The organism is Mesorhizobium sp. M1A.T.Ca.IN.004.03.1.1, from assembly GCF_003997555.1.
Taxonomy (GTDB): Bacteria; Pseudomonadota; Alphaproteobacteria; order Rhizobiales; family Rhizobiaceae; genus Mesorhizobium.
Genome location: NZ_RZTV01000001.1, coordinates 271,313 through 294,282, shown reverse-complemented (window position 1 = coordinate 294,282; position 22,970 = coordinate 271,313). Strand labels below are relative to the sequence as shown.

Annotated in this window: 25 protein-coding genes, 1 tRNA gene and 1 pseudogene; 11 read left to right on the top strand and 16 right to left on the bottom strand. The window is 64.4% G+C overall.

The window, feature by feature from the left end; translation table 11 throughout:
• The 3 genes and pseudogenes from trkD to EOD29_RS01415 form a co-directional block, all read left to right on the top strand.
• Positions 1–308 (top strand): annotated as a pseudogene (trkD, locus tag EOD29_RS01425) (potassium transporter Kup); the annotation flags it as partial.
• A 148-nt stretch (positions 309–456) separates the two neighbouring features.
• Positions 457–2,373, top strand: a complete 1,917-nt coding sequence (locus tag EOD29_RS01420; protein ID WP_127245764.1) for a potassium transporter Kup — start codon at positions 457–459, stop codon at positions 2,371–2,373.
• A gap of 29 nt (positions 2,374–2,402) precedes the next feature.
• A complete protein-coding gene (locus EOD29_RS01415) occupies positions 2,403–3,428 on the top strand; it encodes an aldehyde reductase (protein ID WP_245475182.1) in 1,026 nt (341 codons plus the stop codon).
• 37 nt (positions 3,429–3,465) lie between these two features.
• Here the strand turns inward: EOD29_RS01415 and EOD29_RS01410 are convergent, their stop codons facing one another.
• Positions 3,466–4,359 (bottom strand): SDR family oxidoreductase, encoded by an 894-nt coding sequence (locus tag EOD29_RS01410; RefSeq protein ID WP_127245762.1) that lies wholly within the window; start codon positions 4,357–4,359, stop codon positions 3,466–3,468.
• A 167-nt stretch (positions 4,360–4,526) separates the two neighbouring features.
• On the opposite strand from EOD29_RS01410, the gene EOD29_RS01405 reads away from it, so the two are divergent.
• Positions 4,527–4,937, top strand: a complete 411-nt coding sequence (locus tag EOD29_RS01405; protein ID WP_066998811.1) for a helix-turn-helix domain-containing protein — start codon at positions 4,527–4,529, stop codon at positions 4,935–4,937.
• A gap of 93 nt (positions 4,938–5,030) precedes the next feature.
• On the opposite strand, the gene EOD29_RS01400 is transcribed toward EOD29_RS01405, so the two are convergent.
• Both EOD29_RS01400 and EOD29_RS01395 read right to left on the bottom strand, forming a co-directional pair.
• A complete protein-coding gene (locus tag EOD29_RS01400) occupies positions 5,031–5,750 on the bottom strand; it encodes a glutathione S-transferase family protein (RefSeq protein WP_164763678.1) in 720 nt (239 codons plus the stop codon).
• A 1-nt stretch (position 5,751) separates the two neighbouring features.
• The gene (locus EOD29_RS01395) at positions 5,752–6,057 is read right to left on the bottom strand and encodes a Rieske (2Fe-2S) protein (RefSeq protein WP_095826226.1); all 306 of its coding nucleotides are present in this window, start codon (positions 6,055–6,057) and stop codon (positions 5,752–5,754) included.
• A 95-nt stretch (positions 6,058–6,152) separates the two neighbouring features.
• Between EOD29_RS01395 and EOD29_RS01390 the strand changes: the two genes are divergently transcribed.
• The 3 genes from EOD29_RS01390 to ilvC all read left to right on the top strand — a co-directional run bounded on the left by EOD29_RS01390 (position 6,153) and on the right by ilvC (position 8,558).
• Positions 6,153–6,608, top strand: coding sequence for a MarR family winged helix-turn-helix transcriptional regulator (locus tag EOD29_RS01390; protein ID WP_127245760.1), 456 nt, complete (start codon positions 6,153–6,155; stop codon positions 6,606–6,608).
• Positions 6,609–6,735: 127 nt separating this feature from the next.
• Positions 6,736–7,413: a TetR/AcrR family transcriptional regulator gene (locus EOD29_RS01385; RefSeq protein ID WP_164763677.1), complete on the top strand. Its 678-nt coding sequence runs from the start codon at positions 6,736–6,738 to the stop codon at positions 7,411–7,413.
• Positions 7,414–7,538: 125 nt separating this feature from the next.
• Positions 7,539–8,558 carry a ketol-acid reductoisomerase gene (gene ilvC / locus EOD29_RS01380; protein ID WP_067323290.1) on the top strand — a complete coding sequence of 340 codons (1,020 nt, stop codon included), beginning with the start codon at positions 7,539–7,541 and terminating at the stop codon, positions 8,556–8,558.
• 55 nt (positions 8,559–8,613) lie between these two features.
• Here the strand turns inward: ilvC and EOD29_RS01375 are convergent, their stop codons facing one another.
• Both EOD29_RS01375 and EOD29_RS01370 read right to left on the bottom strand, forming a co-directional pair.
• The gene (locus tag EOD29_RS01375; RefSeq protein ID WP_067323293.1) at positions 8,614–8,898 is read right to left on the bottom strand and encodes a PilZ domain-containing protein; all 285 of its coding nucleotides are present in this window, start codon (positions 8,896–8,898) and stop codon (positions 8,614–8,616) included.
• A 164-nt stretch (positions 8,899–9,062) separates the two neighbouring features.
• Positions 9,063–9,659 (bottom strand): BA14K family protein, encoded by a 597-nt coding sequence (locus EOD29_RS01370; protein WP_067323296.1) that lies wholly within the window; start codon positions 9,657–9,659, stop codon positions 9,063–9,065.
• Positions 9,660–9,821: 162 nt separating this feature from the next.
• On the opposite strand from EOD29_RS01370, the gene EOD29_RS01365 reads away from it, so the two are divergent.
• Positions 9,822–10,934: an endonuclease/exonuclease/phosphatase family protein gene (locus EOD29_RS01365; RefSeq protein WP_127245759.1), complete on the top strand. Its 1,113-nt coding sequence runs from the start codon at positions 9,822–9,824 to the stop codon at positions 10,932–10,934.
• A gap of 4 nt (positions 10,935–10,938) precedes the next feature.
• Positions 10,939–11,658 (top strand): hypothetical protein, encoded by a 720-nt coding sequence (locus EOD29_RS01360; RefSeq protein ID WP_067323301.1) that lies wholly within the window; start codon positions 10,939–10,941, stop codon positions 11,656–11,658.
• Positions 11,659–11,686: 28 nt separating this feature from the next.
• Here EOD29_RS01360 and EOD29_RS01355 read toward each other — a convergent pair whose 3' ends face one another.
• The 3 genes from EOD29_RS01355 to EOD29_RS01345 are packed head-to-tail and all read right to left on the bottom strand — an operon-like array spanning position 11,687 to position 14,894.
• Positions 11,687–12,904 carry an ABC transporter permease gene (locus tag EOD29_RS01355; RefSeq protein WP_127245758.1) on the bottom strand — a complete coding sequence of 406 codons (1,218 nt, stop codon included), beginning with the start codon at positions 12,902–12,904 and terminating at the stop codon, positions 11,687–11,689.
• Entirely contained in the window at positions 12,901–13,611 is a 711-nt protein-coding gene (locus EOD29_RS01350) for an ABC transporter ATP-binding protein (RefSeq protein ID WP_127245757.1), read from the bottom strand. The genes EOD29_RS01355 and EOD29_RS01350 overlap by 4 nt, the downstream gene beginning before the upstream one ends.
• Entirely contained in the window at positions 13,608–14,894 is a 1,287-nt protein-coding gene (locus EOD29_RS01345; RefSeq protein WP_067323310.1) for an efflux RND transporter periplasmic adaptor subunit, read from the bottom strand. Before EOD29_RS01345 ends, EOD29_RS01350 begins: the two co-directional genes overlap by 4 nt.
• A 131-nt stretch (positions 14,895–15,025) precedes the next feature.
• Between EOD29_RS01345 and EOD29_RS01340 the strand changes: the two genes are divergently transcribed.
• Together EOD29_RS01340 and EOD29_RS01335 are read left to right on the top strand one after the other, a co-directional pair.
• Entirely contained in the window at positions 15,026–15,928 is a 903-nt protein-coding gene (locus EOD29_RS01340) for a PhzF family phenazine biosynthesis protein (RefSeq protein ID WP_127245756.1), read from the top strand.
• 105 nt (positions 15,929–16,033) lie between these two features.
• Positions 16,034–16,109, top strand: a tRNA-Lys gene (locus EOD29_RS01335).
• Between the two features lie 48 nt (positions 16,110–16,157).
• On the opposite strand, the gene EOD29_RS01330 is transcribed toward EOD29_RS01335, so the two are convergent.
• The 8 genes from EOD29_RS01330 to cbiE all read right to left on the bottom strand — a co-directional run bounded on the left by EOD29_RS01330 (position 16,158) and on the right by cbiE (position 22,970).
• Positions 16,158–16,550, bottom strand: a complete 393-nt coding sequence (locus tag EOD29_RS01330; protein ID WP_095826219.1) for a hypothetical protein — start codon at positions 16,548–16,550, stop codon at positions 16,158–16,160.
• A 92-nt stretch (positions 16,551–16,642) separates the two neighbouring features.
• Positions 16,643–17,668 carry a nicotinate-nucleotide--dimethylbenzimidazole phosphoribosyltransferase gene (gene cobT / locus EOD29_RS01325; protein ID WP_127245755.1) on the bottom strand — a complete coding sequence of 342 codons (1,026 nt, stop codon included), beginning with the start codon at positions 17,666–17,668 and terminating at the stop codon, positions 16,643–16,645.
• A gap of 24 nt (positions 17,669–17,692) precedes the next feature.
• Positions 17,693–18,463: an adenosylcobinamide-GDP ribazoletransferase gene (gene cobS, locus EOD29_RS01320; protein ID WP_127245754.1), complete on the bottom strand. Its 771-nt coding sequence runs from the start codon at positions 18,461–18,463 to the stop codon at positions 17,693–17,695.
• The gene (locus tag EOD29_RS01315) at positions 18,460–19,776 is read right to left on the bottom strand and encodes a cobyrinate a,c-diamide synthase (protein WP_127245753.1); all 1,317 of its coding nucleotides are present in this window, start codon (positions 19,774–19,776) and stop codon (positions 18,460–18,462) included. Before EOD29_RS01315 ends, cobS begins: the two co-directional genes overlap by 4 nt.
• Complete coding sequence (gene cobA / locus EOD29_RS01310; protein WP_164763676.1) at positions 19,773–20,588, bottom strand: uroporphyrinogen-III C-methyltransferase; 816 nt, start codon at positions 20,586–20,588, stop codon at positions 19,773–19,775. Before cobA ends, EOD29_RS01315 begins: the two co-directional genes overlap by 4 nt.
• A complete protein-coding gene (gene cobM, locus EOD29_RS01305; RefSeq protein ID WP_127245752.1) occupies positions 20,585–21,349 on the bottom strand; it encodes a precorrin-4 C(11)-methyltransferase in 765 nt (254 codons plus the stop codon). Before cobM ends, cobA begins: the two co-directional genes overlap by 4 nt.
• On the bottom strand, positions 21,346–21,732 hold the full coding sequence (locus EOD29_RS01300) for a cobalamin biosynthesis protein (RefSeq protein ID WP_067323331.1): 387 nt from the start codon (positions 21,730–21,732) through the stop codon (positions 21,346–21,348). Before EOD29_RS01300 ends, cobM begins: the two co-directional genes overlap by 4 nt.
• Entirely contained in the window at positions 21,729–22,970 is a 1,242-nt protein-coding gene (gene cbiE, locus EOD29_RS01295; protein WP_127245751.1) for a precorrin-6y C5,15-methyltransferase (decarboxylating) subunit CbiE, read from the bottom strand. Before cbiE ends, EOD29_RS01300 begins: the two co-directional genes overlap by 4 nt.

Here is a 22,970-nt window from a genome sequence, read left to right as displayed (position 1 = left end):
ACGAGCGGGTGAAGATGGAGACGGTCAACGAGCTGTTCATGCGGGTCACGCTGACCTTCGGCTACATGGAGCAGCCGAACATTCCGCGCGCACTGGCGATCTGCCGCAAGCAGGGGTGGAAGTTCGACATCATGACGACGTCCTTCTTCCTGTCGCGGCGCTCGCTGAAGGCCTCGCCCAATTCCGGCATGCCGATCTGGCAGGACAGGCTGTTCATCGGCCTTGCGAAGACGGCGGCGGATGCGACGGAGTATTTCCAGATCCCCACCGGGCGCGTGGTCGAGATCGGTACGCAGGTCGCGATCTGACGCTTCAAGCATCCACATTGTGCCATAGATTTGAATGCACCTCTGCAGGTCGAGCCTTGCACTGGCGGTATGGGAGCCCTAACGCCAGGGCACTTGATATTGCACTGCAGCAAGCGTAGAGCACCGCGCATTTTATCGGAGTGTCGTCATGGCCCTTGCCAATGGTGCTGAGGCAGAACCCGTCGAGCAAACCGGGCATCCGGAAATAGAGCAGCACAGCACCAAGGTGCTGATGCTGGGCGCGCTGGGTGTCGTCTATGGTGATATCGGCACCAGCCCGATCTACGCGTTCCGCGAGGCGCTCGTTGCTTCCTCGCGCGGTGAGGTCGCCGATCGCGGCGATATCCTTGGCGTGCTGTCGCTGATCATCTGGTCGCTGACGATCATCGTCACGATCAAATACATCATGTTCGTGCTGCGCGCCGACAACCGTGGCGAAGGCGGCGTGCTCTCGCTGATGGCGCTGGCGCGCAGCACTTTCGCGACGCGTTCGGCGGTCATCCTGGCCATCGGCATCGCCGGCGCCTCGCTTTTCTTTGGCGACGCCGTGATCACCCCGGCCATCTCCGTGCTTTCGGCCGTCGAAGGCATGAATGTCGTGACACCCGCCTTTCAGCCTTATGTGGTGCCGCTGACGCTGCTCATCTTGGCCATTCTGTTTGCGGTGCAGCGGTTCGGCACAGGTGGTGTCGCCTTGATCTTCGGGCCGATCACCGCCGTGTGGTTCCTCGCCATCGGCCTGTCCGGGCTGAATCACATCATTGCCGATCCTGAAATCCTTTGGGCGATCAGCCCGCACTACATCGTCGCCTTCCTGATCCACTCGCCGGACGTGGCTTTTGTCACGATCGGCGCCATTTTCCTGGCCGTCACCGGCGCGGAGGCACTCTACGCCGACCTCGGCCATTTCGGCCGCAAGCCGATCGTGCTGGCATGGCTGGCGATCGTATTTCCCTGCCTGCTATTGAACTATGCCGGGCAGGGCGCTTTCGTGCTCGCCAAGAACGGCGTCGTCGGCCATCCGTTTTTCGAGATGAATGAAGGCTGGGCGCTGATCCCGATGGTGATTCTGGCGACGGCAGCGACGGTTATCGCCAGCCAGGCGGTGATCTCCGGTGCCTTTTCGCTGACCAGGCAGGCGGTGCAGCTCAACATGCTGCCGCGGCTGGAGATCCTGCATACGTCCGAAAAACAGTCGGGCCAGATCTACATGCCGCGCGTCAACATGCTGCTGGCGCTGGTGGTGATGCTTCTGGTGGTCGGTTTCGGCGCGTCCAGCAGACTTGCCTCGGCCTACGGGATCTCGGTGACCGGCAATATGCTGGTGACGACGGTGCTCCTCTTCGTCGTCATGACCCGTATCTGGAAATGGCAGCTCTGGGTCGCGGTGTCGTTAACGGCTCTGTTTGCCTTCATCGATGTCGGCTTCTTTGCCTCCAACATCGTCAAGGTGTTCGAAGGCGGCTGGGCGTCGCTCGCCGTGGCTTTCGCCATCATCCTCGGCATGTGGACCTGGGTGCGCGGCAGCCGCTACCTGTTCGACAAGACGCGCCGCAACGAAATCCCGCTCGACTTCCTGGCGGCGAACCTTTTGAAGAAAAAGCCGCAGCTGGTGTCCGGCACCGCCGTGTTCCTGACCAGCGATCCGCTGAGCGCGCCGACCGCGCTCATGCACAGCCTGAAGCACTACAAGGTGCTGCACGAAAAGAACGTCATTCTTTCCGTGGTGACCGCGCCGCAGCCGGTGATGCCGGATAGCGAGCGGGTGAAGATGGAGACGGTCAACGAGCTGTTCATGCGGGTCACGCTGACCTTCGGCTACATGGAGCAGCCGAACATTCCGCGCGCGCTGGCGATCTGCCGCAAGCAAGGATGGAAGTTCGACATCATGACGACGTCCTTCTTCCTGTCGCGGCGCTCGCTGAAGGCCTCGCCCAATTCCGGCATGCCGATCTGGCAGGACAGGCTGTTCATCGGCCTTGCGAAGACGGCGGCCGATGCGACAGAGTATTTCCAGATCCCCACCGGGCGCGTGGTCGAGATCGGCACTCAGGTCGCCATTTGAGGGACTGCAACGCCTAAAGCGGTGAGTTGGTGCTCGTTACCGGCGGCTCCGGGTTCCTCGGCGCGCACTGCGTTCTAGCCCTGTTGCAGGCAGGCTACCGCGTCCGCACAACAGTGCGATCCGCCAAGCGCGAAGCCGATGTTCTCGCCATGCTGAGGGTCGGCGGTGCCGAGCCGGGCGATGCGCTTTCCTTCGCCTACGCCGATCTGATGACAGACCCCGGCTGGCTGGAAGCGGTCGCGGGATGCCAGGACGTTCTTCATGTCGCTTCGCCGTTCCCGCCGGGCGTGCCGAAACACGAGGACGATCTGATCGTTCCTGCGCGCGAGGGTGCGCTGCGCGTGCTGCGGGCCGCGCGCGATGCGGGCGTCAAACGGGTGGTGCTCACCTCGTCCTTTGCCCCCATCGGCTATGGCCAGAGGCCAATTCCGGGCAGTCCGTTCACGGAAGAGAACTGGACCAACCTGGCGGCCAAGGTAAGCGCCTATGTGAAGTCGAAAACGCTGGCGGAACGTGCGGCCTGGGATTTCATTGCCAGCCAGGGCGGAGCGCTGGAACTGACGGTCGTCAATCCGGTCGGGATCTTTGGACCGGTCCTGGGGCCGGATCATTCGACCTCGACGGACTTCATCAAGCGCTTGCTGGACGGCGAGATGCCGGGTCTGCCGCGCATGGTGTTCGGCGTGGTCGACGCGCGGGACGTGGCGGACCTGCATCTGCGCGCCATGACCAGTCCCGCCGCCAAGGGGGAGCGGTTCCTCGCCATCAGCGGCGATTTCATGACGACGCTGGGGATCGCACAAACGTTGAAATCGCGGCTGGGCAGCGTTGCGTCGCGCGTTACGACGAGAATGCTACCGGACTGGCTGGTCCGGACCGTCGGACTGTTCGACGGGCAAGCAGCCCAGATCGTGACGGAACTGGGCAAGGCCAGAAACGCAACCGGGGCCAAGGCCATGCGCATGCTCGGCTGGGCGCCGCGATCGCGCGAAGAAGCGCTCGTCGCCACCGGCGAAAGCCTGGTCCGGCTCGGATTGCTCAAAAAGTCGAGGTGACGCGCCCGGGAGAGTACCCCCCCCCAGGCGCAACGGTTCAGCCAAGCAGTGCGGCTTTGTTCCCTTCCAGGAACTGCTTCAGCGTCTTCGGCTTGCGGCCCGACAACGTCTCGATAGCGTCGGTTACCATGCCGATACGGCCGGAGCGTGTGTTGGCGTCGAAGGATACGACAATGCGCGCAAAGTCCTCGGGAAGGCCGGCCGCCTTGACGCCCTCGGTCAAAGCCTCGTCAGGTAATTGGATAACCTCCAGCGGCTTGCCAGTGACTTCGCTCACCAGAGCGGCAATTTCGTTCGTCGTGTAGGCATGCGGGGCGGTCAGCGTGTAGACGCGGCTCTCCGTCGAGCCGGAAGCGAGGCTCGCGGCGATCGCGGCGGCCATGTCGTCGCGCGCGGCGTGCGCGATCCGACCGTCACCGGCCGACGTGTACCACTTGCCCGACGAAATGGCGTGCGGCAGCGCCATGAAAAGGTTCTCCTGGTACCAGCCGTTGCGGAAGATGGTGTAGGCAATGCCGCTCGCCTTGATGGCCTGCTCGGTGCCGTAGTGGTCGCCGGCAAACAGCACCGGCGAGACCGGCTCGGGATTGGGCATCGAGGTGTAGAGGAGGTGCGAGACGCTTGCCGCCTTGGCTGCGGCCACCGCGGCCTGATGTTGCTTGAGGCGCCGGTCCCTCTTCAGGTCGAGCTCACCGGTCGAGACGATCAGCACTCGGTCGGCGCCTTTGAACGCGCGCTCCAGCGAGGCCGGATCGTCGAAATCGGCCGGCCTGACGACAATGCCGAGGGCTGCCAGGTCGCGGAGATTTTCGGGATTGCGCGTGGTTGCGATGATATTTGCCGGCGCGACTTTCTGCGCATCGAGCAGATGGTTGATCACGGCGCGGCCGAGATGGCCGGAAGCGCCGGTGACAAGGAGAGTTTCGGTCATGGGAGGTTCCTGAAAAATTGCGTCGAAGGGATTTGAACGATGGTCTCAAAAAGAGACCAGCACTAAAATAAGAATTGACCAGGGGCCGTAAAGAAGGCAGTTTTCCGGGAGGTAGGCACAGCCGGGGAACCACCGGCGGGTCGCCGCTTCGATCAATGGATGTCGCGATGGACAGCAAGATCTTCAGTCTGAAATCGAAGCTCGAGGTCTACAAAGCCATGACCGGCGGCGGCAATTTCGCCGACTGCCCGGTCCGCGATGTGATCCAGGGCATCAGCGGCAAATGGAGCTCGCTGCTGGTCATGGCTTTGGCCGAGAAGCCGTACCGGTTCGGGGAGTTGCGCCGCCTGGTGCCCGACATTTCGCAGCGTATGCTGACGCAGACGCTCTACGACCTGCAGCGCGACGGCTATGTGCATCGCGAAGTCTTTCCGACCAAGCCGCCGAGCGTTGAATACAGCCTCACCGATCTCGGCCGCTCGATGTTCGCGCCGTTGCAGATGCTGATCCAATGGGCCGAACTCAACCACGATGCCGTTCGTGAGGCGCGCGTCGCCTTCGATGCCGCGCAGGCCTGAGCCTTTCCTTCCCCGATACAAGCGTCAAAGCGCCGCTTGCGCCGGTGCCGCAGTTGCTCGCCGCCATGGTCGCGGGAACGGTGATCGACCCGTTCAGGCCGATCGGGCTTGCGGAATCGCAATGGCCTGCAGCCGGATCATTCGCGACAGATAGGATGCCTTTGCCCGCAGGAAGGCGTGCAGCCGCAGCGGATAGTCCGGACTGACAGCCTCCTTCACCGATTGCCGGTCGCTCAACGCCTTGCGCCAGGCCTGGACGAGAGGCTTACCGTCCAGGATGCCGCAAGCGCCGATCTCGTCGAACGTGTCGAAGTAGCGGAAGATCGGCCCGTAGACGGCGTCGACCAGCGAGAAGCGCTTCCCGGCGAACCACGGACCGCTCCGCCTTGCCGACAGTTCCGCCTCGACACGCTCAAACAGTTCCGACAAGCCGCTGCTTTCCTTGAGGAAGCAGGCCTCATCGGCGGCGGAATAGAAGCGCCCGATGGCGTTGAGGATGGCCGAACCGAATTCGACCCAGGAGCGGTGCCTGGCCCGCATGAGCGGATCGGCCGGGTGCAACGGATTGGCCTGCGTCTCCTCGAGGAATTCGAGAATGACGGCGGATTCGAAAATGATCTCCTCCTTGCTGCCGTTTCGAACGCAGAGCAGCGGTACCTTGCCGAGCGGCGAGATAGCCTTGAACCAGTCGGGCTTGCTGGCAAGGTCGACATTGACGCGCTCGAACGGCACGCCTTTCTCGGCGAGGGCGATTGCCGCACGCTGGACGTAGGGGCAAAGGTGGTGACTGACGAGGGTGAGTTTGGCCGTCATCTTATTCTCCCCAGACATAGTTCAGCGCGCCGTCCTCGACGCGGGTCGACAGGAACATCAGGCGCGAGCCCTTCGGCGCCGGGCCTACGAGGCGCTCGCCGCTTTGCATGTCGAAGCGGGCGCCGTGCCACTGGCAGATGAAGGCGCCGTCCTTGCAGTCGAGTGGCCCGCCGAAATGCAGGCAGGCATTGGCCGCGGCACGGACACGCTCGCCGCTGCGCCAGACGTGGATCTCGCGGCCGAAGAAAGGCGCGATCAGGCTGCCCGTCTGCGGGATGTCGGCCACTTTACAGATCTCATGTTTCATCGGGAACTCCTTATCGATGCAATTGCATCTATATGAATGCATTTGCATCGACCGTCAAGCTTGATGCAATTGCATCTATCGAATAAAGTTCCTCGATGACGAGAAAATCTCCTGCGCCCGAGGCCGTCAAAGCCTGGGGCCGCCTGATGCGCGTTTCGCACCAGCTGGTCGAAAAGACCGAGTATGCCCTGAAAGCCGGCGGCTTGCCGCCGCTCGCCTGGTACGACGTGCTGCACGAGCTTGCCGAGGCGGGCGAGGGCGGCTTGCGGCCGTTCGAGCTGATCGATCGCGTTCTGTTGGCGCAGTACAGCGTGTCGCGACTGCTGGCCCGGCTGGAAGCGGATGGCCTGCTGGAAAAGCTGCCTGTCTCGGATGACGGCCGTGGCCAGACAGTGCGCATCACGCCAAGCGGCCGGGAGATGCGCCGCCGCATCTGGGCGGTCTATGGCGCGTCCATAGCCGAACTGATGGGCGACAAGCTTTCCGCCAAGGAGCTGGAAACGCTGGCTGCACTGCTCGGGCGGTTGCGCGAGCCACCGGCCGGCGATTAGCTCACGAGTGTTTGTGGGTACCGTCAGATTTTTTCGCCGCAGCCCCTTGCGTTGAAAACCCGAATGCGCAATAAGCCGAACCGTAACGTACGGTACGCATTATTGAGCGACCGGGAACGGGTGAAACGTGTTGCAAGCCGCCGCCGACACCGACAGCAGCGAAACGCTCACCGAGCGGCAGCAGGCCGTTCTGAACGCAGCACTTCGCCTACTGGTCGAAGAGGGCGACAACCTGACCATGACCGCGGTGGCGCGGCGGGCAAGCTGCTCCAAGGAAACACTCTACAAATGGTTCGGCGACCGCGACGGGCTGCTGACGGCGACAGTGCAATGGCAGGCCTCGAAAGTGCGCGTGGCGCCGGTCGACCGCAAAGGCCTCGACCTCGCTTGGCTGACCGCAAGCCTCGAACGCTTCGCTTCCGACTGGCTGAGGGTCATCTCCAGCGATACGTCTATCGCGCTCAACCGTGTCGCGGTCGGCCATGCCGGCTCAGGGAAGGATGACCTTGGCGCGATCGTGCTGCAGAATGGGCGTTTCGCACTGGCCAGGCGTCTGAAGCCCGTGCTCGAAGCGGGACGCGAGGCCGGGCTGCTCGACTTAGACGACGCCGAGACGGCGTTCCGGACGTTTTTCGGTCTGGTCGGCCGTGACGTGCAGATGCGGCTTCTGCTCGGCGACCGGCTGCAATTGACCGAGGCGACGATCGGCGGCGATGCCGCCCGCGCGACGCAGCAGTTTCTCGCTCTTTACGGCTCAAGGACCGGGAGAGCAAACAACCGGCCGCAAGGCCCCGGAGCCGGATGATTTCAGGTCAAGTCGACCTGAAATCTGAATCCGGCTCCAAATCCAAGAGATATAGCATGATGCCGAAAACCGCTTCACACTTTTCGGCATCATGCTCTGATCTTCAAAACGGGAAGGAAGACGAAATGCGTGTCTATTACGATCGTGACGCCGATCTCAATCTGATCAAGGGTAAGAAGGTCGCCATCATCGGCTATGGCAGCCAGGGCCGGGCGCATGCGCTCAACCTCAAGGATTCCGGCGTCAAGGAGATCGCCATCGGCCTGAAGGCCGGCTCGGCGACCGCCAACAAGGTCGAGGCCGACGGGCTGAAGGTGATGAGCGTGGCGGATGCCGCCAAGTGGGCAGACCTGATGATGATGGCAACGCCCGACGAGTTGCAGGCCGACATCTACAGATCAGAGATCGCGCCGAACATCCGCGACGGCGCCGCCATCGCCTTCGCGCACGGCCTCAATGTGCATTTCGGCCTGATCGAGCCGAAGGCTTCGGTCGACGTGGTCATGATCGCGCCGAAGGGCCCTGGCCATACCGTGCGCGGCGAATATCAGAAGGGCGGCGGCGTGCCGTGCCTGGTTGCCGTCAACCAGGACGCCTCGGGCAATGCGCTCGACCTGGCGCTCTCCTATGCCTGTGGCGTCGGCGGCGGCCGTTCCGGCATCATCGAGACCAATTTCCGCGAGGAATGCGAGACCGATCTGTTCGGCGAGCAGGTGGTGCTGTGCGGCGGTTTGGTCGAGCTGATCCGCGCCGGCTTCGAGACGCTGGTGGAAGCCGGCTACGCGCCGGAGATGGCCTACTTCGAGTGTCTGCACGAGGTGAAGCTGATCGTCGACCTCATCTATGAGGGCGGCATCGCCAACATGAACTACTCGATCTCGAATACCGCCGAATGGGGCGAATATGTCTCCGGTCCGCGTATCATCACGGCCGACACCAAGGCCGAGATGAAGCGCATCCTGAAGGACATCCAGACCGGCAAATTCACCTCGGAATGGATGCAGGAATATCGCGCCGGCCTGTCACGCTTCAAGGGCATCCGCCGCAACAACGACAGTCATCAGATCGAAGAGGTTGGCGCGAAGCTGCGCGCGATGATGCCGTGGATCGCCAAGAACAAGCTGGTCGACAAGGCGAAAAATTAATTCGGTCTATTCATGCTTCGTGAAAGCCGGCGGAGCGATCCGCCGGCTCTCACGCTCAGCCGTAATGCCAATGCGGCTTCGGCTCGGTGCCCGCGAATTCCACGCCGATGCGGTCGTCGCGGCGCCAGCGGACGATCGCCTTGTAGCCGATCCGGTCCTTCGTCACGTAAAGCAGGAATTCGTCGGGCACATGCGCCTCGATAGGCAGCTTCAGTTCGGCGCCGCCAGGATGCATGTTGCGCACCGTGCACATGACCCCGGAATTGTTGATGCCGGTCAGGATCGCCGCGCCCTTCAGCACGCGTTGCCGGCGCTTGCCTCTCAACTCGTTCTCGGTCATGGCGGAGTCGTCCTAGCGGATCGCAGCTTGGCGATCGTCATATGGGGCACCGCATGACGGATAGACGCATCTGCTAAATTTAAGGTTATCGCGTCGCCGTCGGGCGCGCCTTGCCAAAAAGAAACGGCGCCCGCCGGGCGCCGTTGAGCTTCGTGCCGAGGGGCTCAGATATAGGGCGAAATGCACTGCCGGCGCGGGCCGTTATAGGGCTGGAACGTGTTGTCCCAGGCCCGATAGGACCGGTAGCGGTCGTGGCACCATTGGACATGGGCCCTGGAAAGCCGCTCGGTCCGGTAAATGCGCCGCGGCTGATAGTAGCGCGGATAGGGATCGTAATAATAGGGATTGTAGAAATTGTTGTAGGCGAGGCTGCCGAGACCGAGGCCTAGGCCGAGCCCAAGGATGGCCGCGCCCCCGCTGTCGAAGTGGCGATGGCGATGATGGCGATGATGCCGCCAGCGCCAATTGCGATCTCCGTCCCAGTTGCGGGAGAAATGACGTGCGCGGAAGTCGCCGTCACGCCATCTAAAATCGCGGCCGCGCCAGTCACCGCCGCGCCGCCAGCGCCAGTCATACATCTGCCGCCGGTCGTTGCCGCCGGCCCAGCTGTCGCGAACGGGGATGATGGTGGATGCGGCCGTGCTGGTCACGGTCGACATATCGGGCTGCAGGACCGGGCCGGCAATCGACGGCACCGTCAGCCCAGCGGAGAGACCCAAGGCCAGAAGCCCGGATCCAAGGGAAGACAAGAGCGGTTTCATTTCACTCTCCACGAGTAAGGCCCCACGCCCAAAACGCTCGGGAATAGGCCTATTGATGGAACTTTCCATCTGAACGGAAGATGAACAGAAAGGTTCCGTCAACCATAACGGGCGTGCGTATGCTCTTGTGTTCGCCATTGCTTGCGGGCAAAGGTCTCGGCCATGTCGCTGCGCCTCGCCACCTTCAATGTCGAGAACCTGATGAACAGGTTCGACTTCTCCGGCTATCGCAACCAGCTCAACGAGGACCGAACGCTGGCGCTGTTCGACATCCAGAGCGAAGCAGAATACAGGCTGCTCGAACAGGCGCGCGCCATCGCCCAGTCCGATGACACCCGCCAGCTTACCGCGCTCGCCATAGCCGCGACACGCGCCGACGTCATCTGCATGCAGGAGGTGGACAATATCGAGGGGCTGAAGGCCTTCGAATATGGCTATCTCTTCAAGATGATCGGGCAGGGCTACCGTCAGAAATACACCACCGCCGGCAACGACTCCCGCGGCATCGACGTCGCCGTGATGATGCGCAACGAGACCGCGCAGGGGCAGCCGATCGAATTCGTGCGCATGATCAGCCATGCCTATGTCACGTTCGAGCAGTTCGGACTGTTCACGCCGGAACTGGCGGCGTTCGGGCACCTGGCCACCGAACGCGTCTTCCGGCGCGACTGCCTGGAAATCGACATAACGGTCGGCGGCGTGCCGCTTACGCTGTACCTCGTGCATTTCAAGTCAATGGGCTCGCCGCGCAACGGTCTCGATGGCCGCGAGGCGACGATGCCACTGCGCATCGCCGAGGCGCAGGCCGTGCGCCGCATCATCGAGGACCGCTTCGGCAAGGACCATGCGGCCGACAAGCGCTGGGCAATCTGCGGCGACATGAATGATTATCGGCAGCGCGTGAAGATCGAAGGCGACAGCTTCGACGGCTATCGCTTCCAGGTCGTCGACGAAGCGCAGTCCTCGATCAACGTTCTGACCGCCGGCGGCTTTTGCGAAAATGTCGTCGAGCGGCGGCCCGAGATGGACCGCTGGAGTTTTTATCACACGCGCGGCCCGCAAGAGCGGCATTTGTGCCAATTGGACTATATCCTGCTGTCGAAGGCCTTGGCGGCGAAGAACGCCACCGCGGTTCCGGAGATCATCCGCAACGGTCAGCCTTGGCGCACCATCTTTCCGCCTGGCCAGGAAGTCGAGCGTTTTCCGCGTGCCGGGTGGGACAGGCCGAAGGCCTCCGACCATTGCCCGGTGGTGATCAACCTGGACATGGCCTGAGCCCGTGAGCTTCGACCTGCCGCGCAATGTCATTTTGCCGGTCGACGCGGTCGACGTACGGCTCGTTGCCAGCCCGCATCCGTTCGAGCGCGACAATCAGACAGCGATCGCGGAAAACTGGCGCCGCGAAATGGAGATGAAGCCGGCGCTATATGACGGCACCGTGGTGTTGCTTTCAGCGCTGAGCTATCGCGACAGCCGGCTCATCGGTCGCTGTCATGCGGTGAAGTACTCGACTTTCATGCTGTGGCGCAAAAACCGGGAGCTGAGCGGCGCCGAACATGCCTATGCGCACGCCGTGCTGGTTGCCGGCGACAATGCGCTGGTGGCGATCCGGATGGGCTCGCACACGGTGAACGCCGGCCGCGTCTATTTCGCCGCCGGCTCCTTCGAGCCGATCGATTTCCGCGACGGCGTCGTCGATATCGATTTCAACATGATCCGCGAGGTGGGCGAGGAAACCGGGATCGATCTGTCGGGCGCCGCCCGCGGACAGCGCTACTATGCGCTGTCGACTTCGAGCGGCACGGTGATCTTCCGCCGCTATCACGTTCCCGAGCCGGCGGAAGAGCTTGCGCGGCGCATCAGAGCCTTCGTTGCCGCCGAGAAAGAGCCGGAGATCGAAGGTCCGGTGATCATCCGGCACGCCGCAGACCTGCCGGAAGGCTTGATGGGCCATATGAGGCCGCTGATCAAGTGGCATTTCGCCAACGAGCTGGTCTGACTCGATCACGGGCCGACGACGCGGCGGTTCACTCGTGCCTTAGCGCCTCGATCGGATCGAGCCTCGCGCCGCGCAGTGCCGGGAAGAAGCCGAACACCATGCCGATCAGCGCCGAAAAACCGACGGCGAGCAGGATGACCGCCGGGCTCGGCGCGAAGGGTATCGTCAGCGTCACCGAGGCCAGGCCTGCGAGCGCCAGTCCGATCAGGATGCCGATGATGCCGCCAAGCAGCGACAGCACCGTCGCCTCGACCAGGAACTGGATCAGGATGTGTTTTTCGTGCGCACCGATCGCCAGCCTGATGCCGATCTCGCGCGTGCGCTCAGTGACCGATACCAGCATGATGTTCATGATGCCGATGCCGCCGACCAGAAGGCTGACGCCGGCGACGGCACCCAGCATGCCGGTCATGGTGGTGGTGGCGCTGGCCATGGCGTCGGCGATCTGGGTCATGTCGCGGATCGAGAAATCGGCATCGCGGTCCGGCGTGATGCGGCGCGTGTCGCGCAGGATGTCCTCGACGCGCGGCTGCAGTTCGGTGGTCGGCGTCCTGTCGTCGGCGGCGATGTAGATCGAGTCGATGTCGCGGTTGCCGGCGATGCGCCGCTGGTAGGCGGCCAGCGGCATCAGCACGACATTGTCCTGATCCTGGCCGAAGCCGGTGTAACCCTTCGGCTCGAGCAGGCCGATGATCCGGCAGGAGGTGCGGTTGACACGGATCGTCTCGCCCTCCGGATCGCCGGCGCCGAAGAACTGCTGCCGCACCGTCTCGCCGATCAGGCAGACGCCGGCGCCGGCGCGCGTCTCGGAATCGCTGAAGGGACGGCCCGACACCAGCTTCCAGTCGCGCGCGTCGAGATAGGCGCTGTCGGTGCCGGTAACGCCCGACGTCAGGCTCTCCGTGCCGAAGATGACCCGCACCTGTTTTTGCGACGCCGGTGCGATGGCGCGTGCGCCGCTGAGATCGGCAACCAGTGCTTCGAGGTCCTTGGTGGCCAGCGGTCGGGTGACCTGGTCGAGCCCGCCCGGGCCGCCAGGCCCTGCCGGACGGCCCGAGCGGACGACGAGCAGGTTGCTGCCGAGTTTCGAGATGTCGGCCTTGACCTTCTCGGTGGTGCCGGAGCCGATGGTGAGCATGGCGATGACCGCGGCGACGCCGATGACGATGCCGAGCAGGGTCAGGAACGAGCGCAGCACGTTCCGGCGGATGGAAATCAGCGAAAGGCGGACGGTTTCCCAAATCATGCTGCCTCGGCTTTCGCTCCATCTGAAGCGACGTGGCCGTCGAGAAAGCGCACCGTGCGCCCGGCATATGCCGCGACGTCGGCTTCGTGCGTGACCATGACGATGGTGAGGCCGAGTTCGGCGTTCAGCCTGGTCAGCAATTCCATTATTTCGTGCGTGCGCGCGGTGTCGAGATTTCCGGTGGGCTCGTCGGCAACAAGCAGAGTCGGTTTGGTGACGATGGCACGCGCTATCGCCACGCGCTGTTGCTGGCCGCCCGAGAGCTCGGCCGGCGTGTGATGTTCGCGCCCGACAAGTCCGACTTGGGCGAGCGCCTGCATGGCCAGCTCCCGGCGCTCGCGGGCGGAAACGCCGCGATAGATCAGAGGCAGCTCGACATTTTCCGCCGCCGTGGTGCGGGGCAGGAGATTGTAGCCCTGGAAGACGAAGCCGACATAAAGGTTGCGCAACAGGGCGCGGCGGTTGCGGTCGAGCCGGCCGGCATCGACGCCCATGAAGCGGTAGGTTCCGGCCGTCGGCGTGTCGAGACAGCCGATGATGTTCATCGCCGTCGACTTGCCCGAGCCGGACGGTCCCATGATGGCGACGAACTCACTTCTGCGGATGGCAAGATCGACGCCGGCAAGTGCGTGCACGCACGCTTCGCCCTCGCCATAGCTCTTCCATACACTGTCGAAGGTGATGAGCAGGGGAGCGGACACGGTCAGCTCCGTTGCTGCGAGCCGGTGATGACCTCTGCGCCTTCCTCGAGGCCGGACGTGATCTCGGTCAGTTCGCCGTCGGTCGAGCCGATCCTGACGTTGAGGGCATGCGGCCGTCCGTTGTCCAACACATAGAGCGTGCGCGAGCCGTCGATCGGCGCTTTCGTCGCCTCGCGCTGCCGGTTGGGGCGCCCCATGCGGCCGGTAAAGAGGTCGCGCAGGCTCCAGCCGCGGGCCGCCTGTTGCGCCGGGCGGTAACGGAAGGCTGTGGCCGGCACGGTGAGCACGCCCTTGGCCTGCCGGGTCACCACCGCGACCGTGGCGGTCATGCCTGGCCTGAGCAGAAGCTCGCCGTTGTCGACTTCCAGCCGTGCATTGTAAGTGACGACGCCGTCGGTGGTGACGGAGGCATAGGAGATGTCGCGGATCTCGGCGTCGAAGGGACGGTCCGGGAAAGCATCGACGGTGAAGCGGGCATGTTGGCCGGGCTTGACCTGGCCGATATCGGCCTCGTCCACCGCCGCCTGCAGCTCCATGTTCCGCAAGTCGGCAGCGATGACGAACAGCACCGGCGCCTGCAGCGAAGAAGCGACCGTCTGCCCCGGATCGACGGAGCGCGTGAGCACGATGCCGTCGATCGGCGCGTAGATGGTGCTCTTGGCAAGGTCGGTCTGCTGGGCCTTCAGATCAGCTTCGGCGATGGCGAGATTGGCCTCGGCGCTGTCGAGCGCGGCCTTGGAGCGATCGCGTGTCGCGGTCGCGGCCTCAAGCGATTGATCCGTCGCCATGCCGCGCTTGGTGAGGGCGCTCGCGCGGACCACCGCGTTCTGGTTTTCCTGCAGCGTGACCTTGGCATCTTCGACGGCGGCCGCCGCCGCCTTTGCCGAGGCGGTGGCGCGCTCGATCTGGACTTCGAGCTTGGCGGTGTCGAGGGTCGCGAGCACGTCGCCCTTCTTGACCTGCTGGTTCTCGTTGACGGCGACGGCGCGGACGATGCCGGAAAGCTCGCTGGAGATGTCGACCTGCGTCAGCGGCTGCAGCGTGCCGGTCGCCGACACCTTGACGGTCAGGTCGGCAATCGTCGCCGGCGCGGTCGTGTATTCGATCCGGGGCGGCGAGACGGCGTTCCAGCGGTAGCCGGCGATCGCGGCCGCCACGACAGCCAGCGCCAGCAGCGCGTAGAGCCGGAAGCGGCGGCGCTTGCGGCTCACGCCTTTGCGGTCGAGCCCGAGGGCCGTTTCGATGGAAGTGTCGGTTTCTGCGTTTGGCGGATTGACAAGCTGGTCCACCACGGACCCCTATAACGACAAATGATGTCCCTATCCGTGAACAAATCATGCCTTGAGGTTCGAATTTCAAATTAAATTTCCCTCATGTTGGGATCGAGCAGAAATTCGGGACGAGGCGGAAGGTTTTCCAAATGACGCGCGACTACTTGCTTTACGACGTGTTTACGACCGAGCGGCTGGCCGGGAATCCGCTGGCGGTGGTGCTCGACAGCGAGGGGCTGGATACAGCCGCCATGCAAGCGATCGCGCGCGAATTCAACCTGTCCGAGACGGTGTTCGTGCTGCCGCCCGAAAATCCCAAGCATCGCAACCGTATACGCATCTTCACGCCCGATTATGAGATGCCGTTCGCGGGCCATCCGACGGTTGGGTCGGCTATCGCGCTTGCGGAGCAGGCTGGCGAAGCGACTGGCATCTTTGTGCTGGAGGAGAACATCGGCCCCGTGCGTTGCGCGGTCAGCAAGCATGATGGCGCTACCTTCGCCGAATTCGACTTGGCGAAACTGCCTGAGCGGCTGGAACTCGCCGCCGAACCGGAAATGATCGGCGCCGCGCTTGGCCTTGGCCCGCATGAGCTCGGCTTCGAGAATCACCGCGTCTCCTTCTGGTCGGCCGGCGTGCCCTACGTCACCATTCCGGTTGCCGGCCTCGAAGCCGCCGCAAAAGTCAGGCTGGACAACCAGGCATGGTCCGAACTCGCGCCGCGCAAGAGCGAATGGGCCTTCGCCAGCCCGTACGTCTATTGCCGCGAGACGGTGCATCACGACAGCGCCTTCCATGTGCGCATGATCGTGCCGGGCAATCCCTCCTACGAAGATCCGGCGACCGGCTCCGCGGCGGCGGCCTTTGCCGGCGCCATCATGCATTTCGACGGTCCAACCGACGGGATCTCGCAGCTTTGGATCGAGCAGGGGCTGGAAATGGGGAGACCCTCGCGCATCCGGCTCGAGCTCAATGTCGACGGCGGAAAACTGGCCTCCGCGCGCATCGGAGGCCATGCGATCAAAGTGGCGGAAGGCCAGATTTTTGTGTGACACCTGCGGCAATTCGGCGATTTGTCTGGAAATGATCCGGCAGGGCTGGACATCGTTCAAACCGGCGGCTATATGCGCCGCCGACGCTGGATTTCCCGGCGGTGTGGGTGTGTAGCTCAGTTGGTAGAGCAGCTGACTCTTAATCAGCGGGTCCACAGTTCGATCCTGTGCACACCCACCAAAGTCTTTTCATAAAGCGGCCAGAAAACAAGCGAGATGGGCACCAGTCCTACTGCGCTGTCTTGCTCAAGCTGGCCTTGAACTTGACCTTCATCGTGATCTGGCCGGTCACCGTAACCTGCGATCCGCCATAACCGCCGACATTGCGGTCCCGGGCATTGACGTTAGTTGTCATGCCGGTGATTTCGCAGGTGTCGGCGACAGTCTCGGCCACCATGGCGCAACTGACGGCCGCGACCTTGTAGAAAGAGCGAAGTGCGGCCTGCTGCTGGGCGGCTGCGTCCTCGTCGTCCTTGACCGGAAGGGTCATCGAAATCGACGATTGGATTCTGGCAGATCCGTCTTCGCCGGGGCGAAGCGGGCGAACATATTGATCTTGGGCAAGGGCCGGCAGTGCCATCCCAGCAAGAAACGTAACAAATATTAGGCCCTTCAAATACATCGTTCGATCTCCCGTGAAACATCTCTGTCGCACGAATCAATCAAGACGACGTTATTTCGTCATTTCAACAGCGTTGAAATTTTGAAGGAAGATTATTTTTCCGAAACGCCGGCTTCCGCGAAACTCGCCATTCTCGTATGACACTCCAGCGCCGAGCGGACGATGTTGACGGCAAGGCAGGCGCCGGAGCCTTCGCCGAGCCGCATGCCGAGGTCGAGCAGCGGCGGCAGGCCCAGCGCTTCGAGCAGGCGGCGATGACCGGCTTCGGCCGAGACATGGGCGGCGACGGTGTGCGCCAGCCCGGTCGGGTGCAGCCTTGCCAGCGGCGCGACGGCGGCGGTGCAGACGAAGCCGTCGAGCAACACCGGCACGTTGTTCTTGCGCGCGGCCAGCGTGGCGCCGAAGATCGCCGCAAGCTCGCGTCCGCCAAGGGCGGCGGCGATCTTCAGCGGGTCGGAAAGCGAATCGGCATGGCGCTTGAGGCCCGCCTCTATGGCGGTGATCTTGCGGATCAATCCGGCATCATCGACGCCGGTGCCGCGGCCGGTCCATTTTTCCGCGCCGCCGCCGAAAAGAGCGGCCGAGATCGCTGCTGCCGGCGTGGTGTTGCCGATGCCCATCTCGCCGAAACAGACGAGGTCGAGATCGTTGGTCACGGCGTCGTAGCCGGCCGAGACCGCGGCGAGGAAGGTATGCTCGTCCATGGCCGGCGCTTGCGTGAAATCGCCGGTCGGGTGGTCGAGATCGAGCGGGATGACGTCGAGCCTGGCGCCGGCGACGCGGGCGAGCTGGTTGATCGCAGCGCCGCCGCCGGCGAAGTTCGCCACCATCTGCACAGTGACTTCCGAAGGATAGGCAGACACGCCCTGCGCGGTGACGCCGTGATTGCCGGCAAACACGAAGACCTTGACCGCATCGAGCTTCGGCATGTCGCGGCCCTGCCAGCGGGCCAACCACGCCGCGATCGTTTCCAGACGGCCGAGACTGCCCTGCGGCTTGGTCAACGTGTCCTGGCGACGGGCAACGGCGGCGGCGGCCGGATCGCTGCCGCCGGACAGATCGAGGCAGGCGGCGCGAAGGTCTTCGAGCGATTTGAACGAAGTTGTTTGGGGGGACATGAGGGCAAGGTCTCCGAAAGAGAATCAGGAAAGGCAAACGGAAGCGACAAGCAGCACGGCGATCTCGCCGAGCTGCTGCAGCGCGCCGATCGTGTCGCCGGTCTGGCCGCCGATCTGGCTGAGGCAGAGCGCACGAAAGGCGGCAAACACCAGGCCAAGCAGGACGACCGCGGCAATTGCGCCGCCGAGGCCGAGCGCCAGTAGCGCCATGGCTCCGAGCGCGGCGCCAACGACGGCGGTTTCGGCAGTGACCGAGCCCGCGTCGGCCGACAGCCCATCGGGGCGCGCCGGCGGCAGAAGATGCATGAAGGCGCCGAACAGGCCGCGCGAGGCGGCGTGCGCTGCCAACAGCGCCAGGAAGATGTGGCCAGGGCTGGCCAGTTCCGAAAGCGCGCTCCAGCGGATGAGCAGCGAGATGCCGAGCGCCGCGGCGCCATAGGCGCCGATGCGGCTGTCGCGCATGATCTCCAGCTTCTTCTCGCGCGTCCTGCCGCCGCCGAATCCATCGGCGATATCGGAGAGCCCGTCCTCGTGCAGGCAGCCGGTGACAAGCATCGTCGCTGCAAGCGCGAGCGCCGCAGCCGGACCGGCGGCAAGGCCCAGGGCGCCAACGATGGCGTAGACAAGCGCGCCGATGACGGCGACGGCGAGACCGGCAAAGGGTGCCGCCCAGATCGCTTCGGCTAGGCTGCGGCCGCCGAAATCGCTCGACGGCAGCCTCAGCCGCGTCAAGAAGACAAGGCTGAGGCCTATGTCGTCGAGCAATCGCCGAGGCTCGGAAAGGCCGCCGCTCATGCGCCCCTCGCAATGGCATGGAAGAAAGTGCCGCTGACATGGCCGCGCCGGTAACCCGACGCGCCCAGCGGATTGCCCTGGCCGTCGGCGAGGTCCGCCAGCGGCTCGTCATTGCCTGTGGCGGCGATCTGCGCATAGTGGAACTCATGGCCGCGGATGAGCATGCCTTCGCTGCCAAGCGGACACCCGGCGCGCAGCCGCGCCTCGCGATAGCCGAGGTTCATCTTGCGGCTGGCGAAGGTTGTCGAATGGCCAAGCAGGCCAAGCATTTTATGGCTCTCGCCGTCCGCATCCTCCAGCGCCTCGCCCAGCACCATGAAGCCGCCGCACTCGCCATGCACTGGCTTCCTCGCGGCGAAACGGGCCGTTCCGGCACGGAAGTTGCCAGCGGCCGCAATCTTGCCGGCATGCAGTTCTGGATAACCGCCTGGCAGCCAGCAGACATCGCAATCTTGGCTCGGCGCTTCGTCGGCAAGCGGTGAGAAGGGCACGATCTCGGCGCCAGCGTTTCGCCAGTATGAGGCGACGTGCGGGTAGAGGAAGGTGAAGGCGGCGTCCTCGGCCAGCGCAATGCGCTGGCCTGGCGGCTGTAACGCCTCGCCGAAGTCGCCGGCCGTGGGTTCGAGCGGGCTCGCCAGCGCGAGAATGGCGTCGATATCGAGCGACTTCTCGACCATGTCGGCAAGCCGGTCGAGATGCGCCATGAGGTTCTCGTGCTCCCCTGCTTGGACGAGGCCGAGATGCCGCTCCGGCAGGTTGAGCGTCGGATCGCGCATGATGGCGCCGACCACCGGCAGGCCGATCGCCTCGATCGCGTCGCCCGCCAGTCGGCGATGGCGCTCGCTGCCGAGGCGGTTGAGCACGACGCCGGCCATGCGCACATCCGGATCGTAGGTGGCAAAGCCCTTGGCGACGGCGGCGGCCGTGGTCGACTGACCGGAAACGTCGAGCACCAGAAGCACCGGCAGGCCATAGAGCCTGGCGAGATCGGCCGCCGAACCCGAACGGCCTTCCGGCGCGGGAATGCCGTCGAACAGGCCCATGGCGCTTTCGAGAATGACGTACTCGGCATCAGACGCTGCCTGTTTCGCCAGCGCGTTGAGCAGGGAAGGCGGCATCGCCCAGCTGTCGAGATTGACGCCGGAGAGGCCGGTGGCGGCGGTATGGAAGCCGGGATCGATGTAATCCGGTCCGGACTTCGCGCCCCGCACCTTCAGCCCGCGCCGGGCAAGCGCGCGCAACAGGCCTATGGTGACGCTGGTCTTGCCCGAGCCGGAGCGCGGCGCGCCGATGATGATCGCGCGCGCCGTCATGCCCCGCCCGCCAGTGCCGCGCGCATGGCGACGATACCGCCGACGACGATCAGCGCCGGGGAGGCGAGCCCGGCGGCAGCGGCCTCCTCGGCGATTGTGGCGAGCGTGGCGACAACGATGCGCTCCTGCGGCGTGGTCGCTGCAACGATCACGGCGGCAGGCGTCGACGGCGCGAGGCCGCCGCTGAGCAGCTTTGCCGCTATCACCGGCAGATTGGTCATGCCCATATAGATGACGACCGGCTGGCCGGTGCGCGCGATTGCGGCCCAGTCGATGTCGTCATCGGTGCCTGCGGCATGGCCCGTGGCAAGGATGACCGCCTTGTTGATGCCGCGCATGGTGGCGGGGATGGCGGTCGCGGCCAATGCGCTGAGACCGGAGGTGAGGCCGGAGAGCACCCGAAATGGTATGTTTTCCCGTGCCAGCGACAACGCCTCTTCGCCGCCGCGGCCGAAAATATAGGGATCGCCGCCCTTGAGCCGCACGACGCGGCGGCCCTCGTGCGCCAGCCGCACGAGCAGGGCGTTGATGTCGTCCTGCTTCATCGAGGGCTGGCCGCCGCGTTTACCGGCGTAGAAGAGCTCCGCGCCTGCAGCAACCGCGACGACATCGGGCGAGACCAGCGCGTCATAGACCAGGGCATCGCACTGCCCGAGTGCCGCCAGCACTTCGAGCGTCAGGCAGCCGGGATCGCCGGGGCCGGCGCCGGCCAGCCAGACATGGCCGGGCTCCAGCGCGCGCGGCTTGAAGTTCAGCCGCGCCAGCGCCTGCTCCACCGTTGCCCGTCCGTTTCTGTTGGTGCTGGCGTTCACAATCCGTCCCGTCCGCGAAAACGCCGCTGGTAGTGGGCGTCGTAAAGTGAGCTCTCGCCGAAATCCTGCGCGGCCAATGCGCTGCCGACGAAGATGATCGCCGTGCGCTCCATCGGATTTTGCGCAAGCTGCGCCTCGATCGTGCCCAGCGTGCCGGTCAGAATGCGCTCGTCCGGCCAGGAAGCGCGGAAGACGACCGCCACTGGGCATTCTGCGCCGTAGAGCGGCGTGAGTTCGGCAACGATGCGGTCGATGGCATGGATGGCGAGATGGATGGCTAGAGTTGCGCCGGTGCGGCCGAAGCCAGCAAGCGTCTCGCCGGGCGGCATTTTCGAGGCGCGGCCAGACACGCGGGTCAGCACGAGGCTCTGCGCGAGCTCGGGAATGGTAAGCTCGCGCCGAAGCGCCGCCGCCGCCGCCGCGAAGGAAGGCACGCCCGGCGTCATCGTGTAGGGGATATCGCGCTTCTCGAGCCGCCGGATCTGCTCGGCCACTGCGCTCCACACCGAAAGGTCGCCAGAATGCAGGCGCGCGACGTCCTGGCCGGCTTTGTGGGCGGCAAGATATTCGGCCTCGATCTCGTCGAGCGACATCGGCGCGGTGTCGATCAGCTTGGCTCCGGGCGCGCAGTGTTCGAGCAGTTCCGGCGCGACGATCGAGCCGGCATAGAGGCAGACCGGGCAGGACGCCAGCAGGCGGCTGCCGCGCAAGGTGATGAGGTCGGCAGCACCAGGGCCGGCGCCGATGAAATGGACGGTCATTTTGGGCCTCCACCAAGGGCGATGGCACAGGTAACAGGACCAAGTACCGTGCGCGGCCCAAGCAGTTTCGCCTCTTTGCCGGCCGCGGCCAGGGCCGACGCTTCCGAAACCGACGGCGTGCCGGCATGAGCAAGCGACCATTCGGATTGGCTGATCGTGCCAGACGAGACGGTTTGCAAGGCGTCGTCGGAGACGACGAGCACGGGCAGGTCGAGGTCGCGACCGGCAAGAAAGATCGCTTGCTCGTCGCGTTTCATTTCGCCCGTTGCCAGCGCTGAAAGCGCGGTTACTGCCAACCCATGCGCTTCGAGCGCGGTCTCGATCGCGGCCCGCACGTCGCGCGGCGTCACACCCTTCCGGCAGCCGATACCCGCGACCATCATGGCTTTACCCAGCTCCATTGCATGACCGGCATGGCCGGACGCCAGGCCTGCATGGATCCGACCGGCGCCGCACGCGAGAGGGCGATGCGCAGAAGGTCGCCGCCGCGCCTGGTATGCTGGCCAAGCAGCAGCGCCTCCATTTCCAGCGTCACAGCATTGGCGACCAAGCGGCCGCCGGCGCGCAGCGACTTGATCGCTGTCTGCAGCACGCCGGCATCGCTGCCGCCGCCGCCGATGAAGATGGCGTCTGGTGTCTCCAGTGTTGCCAACGCTTTCGGTGCCGAGCCTTCGATGACGACAAGACCGGGCACACCGCAATGCGCGGCGTTGCGATGGATGCGGGCGGCGCGCTCGTTGTCGGCTTCGATGGCAATCGCCCGCATCGAAGGGTGAGCCCGCATCCATTCGATGCCGATCGAGCCGGAGCCGGCACCGATGTCCCAGAGCAGTTCACCGCGCCGCGGCGCCAGCGCCGACAGCGTCATGGCGCGGATCTCGCGCTTGGTGATCTGGCCGTCATGCTCGAACAGATGATCGGCAAGGCCGACGGTCAAAGGCAGGATGCGCGCATCCGGAGTCGATTCTATTTCGAGCGCCAGCACGTTGAGCGGATTGATGTTCTTGAGATCGAAGGCGTCGGCGCGGACAGCGCGGCGGGTTTCGTCGTGGCCGCCAAGCGCTTCGAGAACCGTCAACCGCGACGGACCGAAGCCGAGTTCGTCAAGCAGCGCGGCGATGGCGGCCGGCGCGTCGCTGTCGGATGTGAGCGCAAGGATATGTGCGCCGGGGTGGAGCAGGGGGCGGAGGAGGTCGATCGAGTGGCCATGCAACGAGATGGTTTCGACATCCTGCAGCGCCCAGCCGAGACGGGAGGCGGCTAGCGACAGCGATGACGGCGCCGGCAGGACGAGCATCTCATCCGGTTTCACTTTGCGCGCGAGCGTGACGCCGACGCCGTGGAAGAACGGGTCGCCGGAAGCCAGCACGCAGACGCTTCTGCCTTCGAGCGCCAGCACATCATGCATCTCGGCATCGAACGGCGTCGGCCACGGTCGCGCCTTGCCCTTGGCCAAGTCTGAGACGAGCGCGAGGTGCCGCTTGCCGCCAAAGATGACTTCGGCCTCGGCGATCCTGCGCTTGGCCTCGTCGCCCAGACCCGCTACACCGTCCTCGCCGATGCCGACGATGGTCAGCCATCTTGCGACCGGCTTGGCAGCGCGCGAACCCTCAGCAGGCAT

Excerpts from the sequence above, each read along its gene's own strand:
- EOD29_RS01420 (WP_127245764.1), top strand. The coding sequence starts at position 457 with ATGGCCCTTGCCAATGGTGCTGAGGCAGAACCCGTCGAGCAAACCGGG.
- EOD29_RS01410 (WP_127245762.1), bottom strand. The coding sequence starts at position 4,359 with ATGACCGAAACTCTCCTTGTCACCGGCGCTTCCGGCCATCTCGGCCGC.
- EOD29_RS01405 (WP_066998811.1), top strand. The coding sequence starts at position 4,527 with ATGGACAGCAAGATCTTCAGTCTGAAATCGAAGCTCGAGGTCTACAAA.
- EOD29_RS01400 (WP_164763678.1), bottom strand. The coding sequence starts at position 5,750 with ATGACGGCCAAACTCACCCTCGTCAGTCACCACCTTTGCCCCTACGTC.
- EOD29_RS01395 (WP_095826226.1), bottom strand. The coding sequence starts at position 6,057 with ATGAAACATGAGATCTGTAAAGTGGCCGACATCCCGCAGACGGGCAGC.
- EOD29_RS01390 (WP_127245760.1), top strand. The coding sequence starts at position 6,153 with ATGACGAGAAAATCTCCTGCGCCCGAGGCCGTCAAAGCCTGGGGCCGC.
- ilvC (WP_067323290.1), top strand. The coding sequence starts at position 7,539 with ATGCGTGTCTATTACGATCGTGACGCCGATCTCAATCTGATCAAGGGT.
- EOD29_RS01375 (WP_067323293.1), bottom strand. The coding sequence starts at position 8,898 with ATGACCGAGAACGAGTTGAGAGGCAAGCGCCGGCAACGCGTGCTGAAG.
- EOD29_RS01370 (WP_067323296.1), bottom strand. The coding sequence starts at position 9,659 with ATGAAACCGCTCTTGTCTTCCCTTGGATCCGGGCTTCTGGCCTTGGGT.
- EOD29_RS01365 (WP_127245759.1), top strand. The coding sequence starts at position 9,822 with ATGTCGCTGCGCCTCGCCACCTTCAATGTCGAGAACCTGATGAACAGG.
- EOD29_RS01355 (WP_127245758.1), bottom strand. The coding sequence starts at position 12,904 with ATGATTTGGGAAACCGTCCGCCTTTCGCTGATTTCCATCCGCCGGAAC.
- EOD29_RS01340 (WP_127245756.1), top strand. The coding sequence starts at position 15,026 with ATGACGCGCGACTACTTGCTTTACGACGTGTTTACGACCGAGCGGCTG.
- EOD29_RS01330 (WP_095826219.1), bottom strand. The coding sequence starts at position 16,550 with ATGTATTTGAAGGGCCTAATATTTGTTACGTTTCTTGCTGGGATGGCA.
- cobT (WP_127245755.1), bottom strand. The coding sequence starts at position 17,668 with ATGTCCCCCCAAACAACTTCGTTCAAATCGCTCGAAGACCTTCGCGCC.
- cobS (WP_127245754.1), bottom strand. The coding sequence starts at position 18,463 with ATGAGCGGCGGCCTTTCCGAGCCTCGGCGATTGCTCGACGACATAGGC.
- EOD29_RS01315 (WP_127245753.1), bottom strand. The coding sequence starts at position 19,776 with ATGACGGCGCGCGCGATCATCATCGGCGCGCCGCGCTCCGGCTCGGGC.
- cobM (WP_127245752.1), bottom strand. The coding sequence starts at position 21,349 with ATGACCGTCCATTTCATCGGCGCCGGCCCTGGTGCTGCCGACCTCATC.
- EOD29_RS01300 (WP_067323331.1), bottom strand. The coding sequence starts at position 21,732 with ATGATGGTCGCGGGTATCGGCTGCCGGAAGGGTGTGACGCCGCGCGAC.
- cbiE (WP_127245751.1), bottom strand. The coding sequence starts at position 22,970 with ATGCCTGCTGAGGGTTCGCGCGCTGCCAAGCCGGTCGCAAGATGGCTG.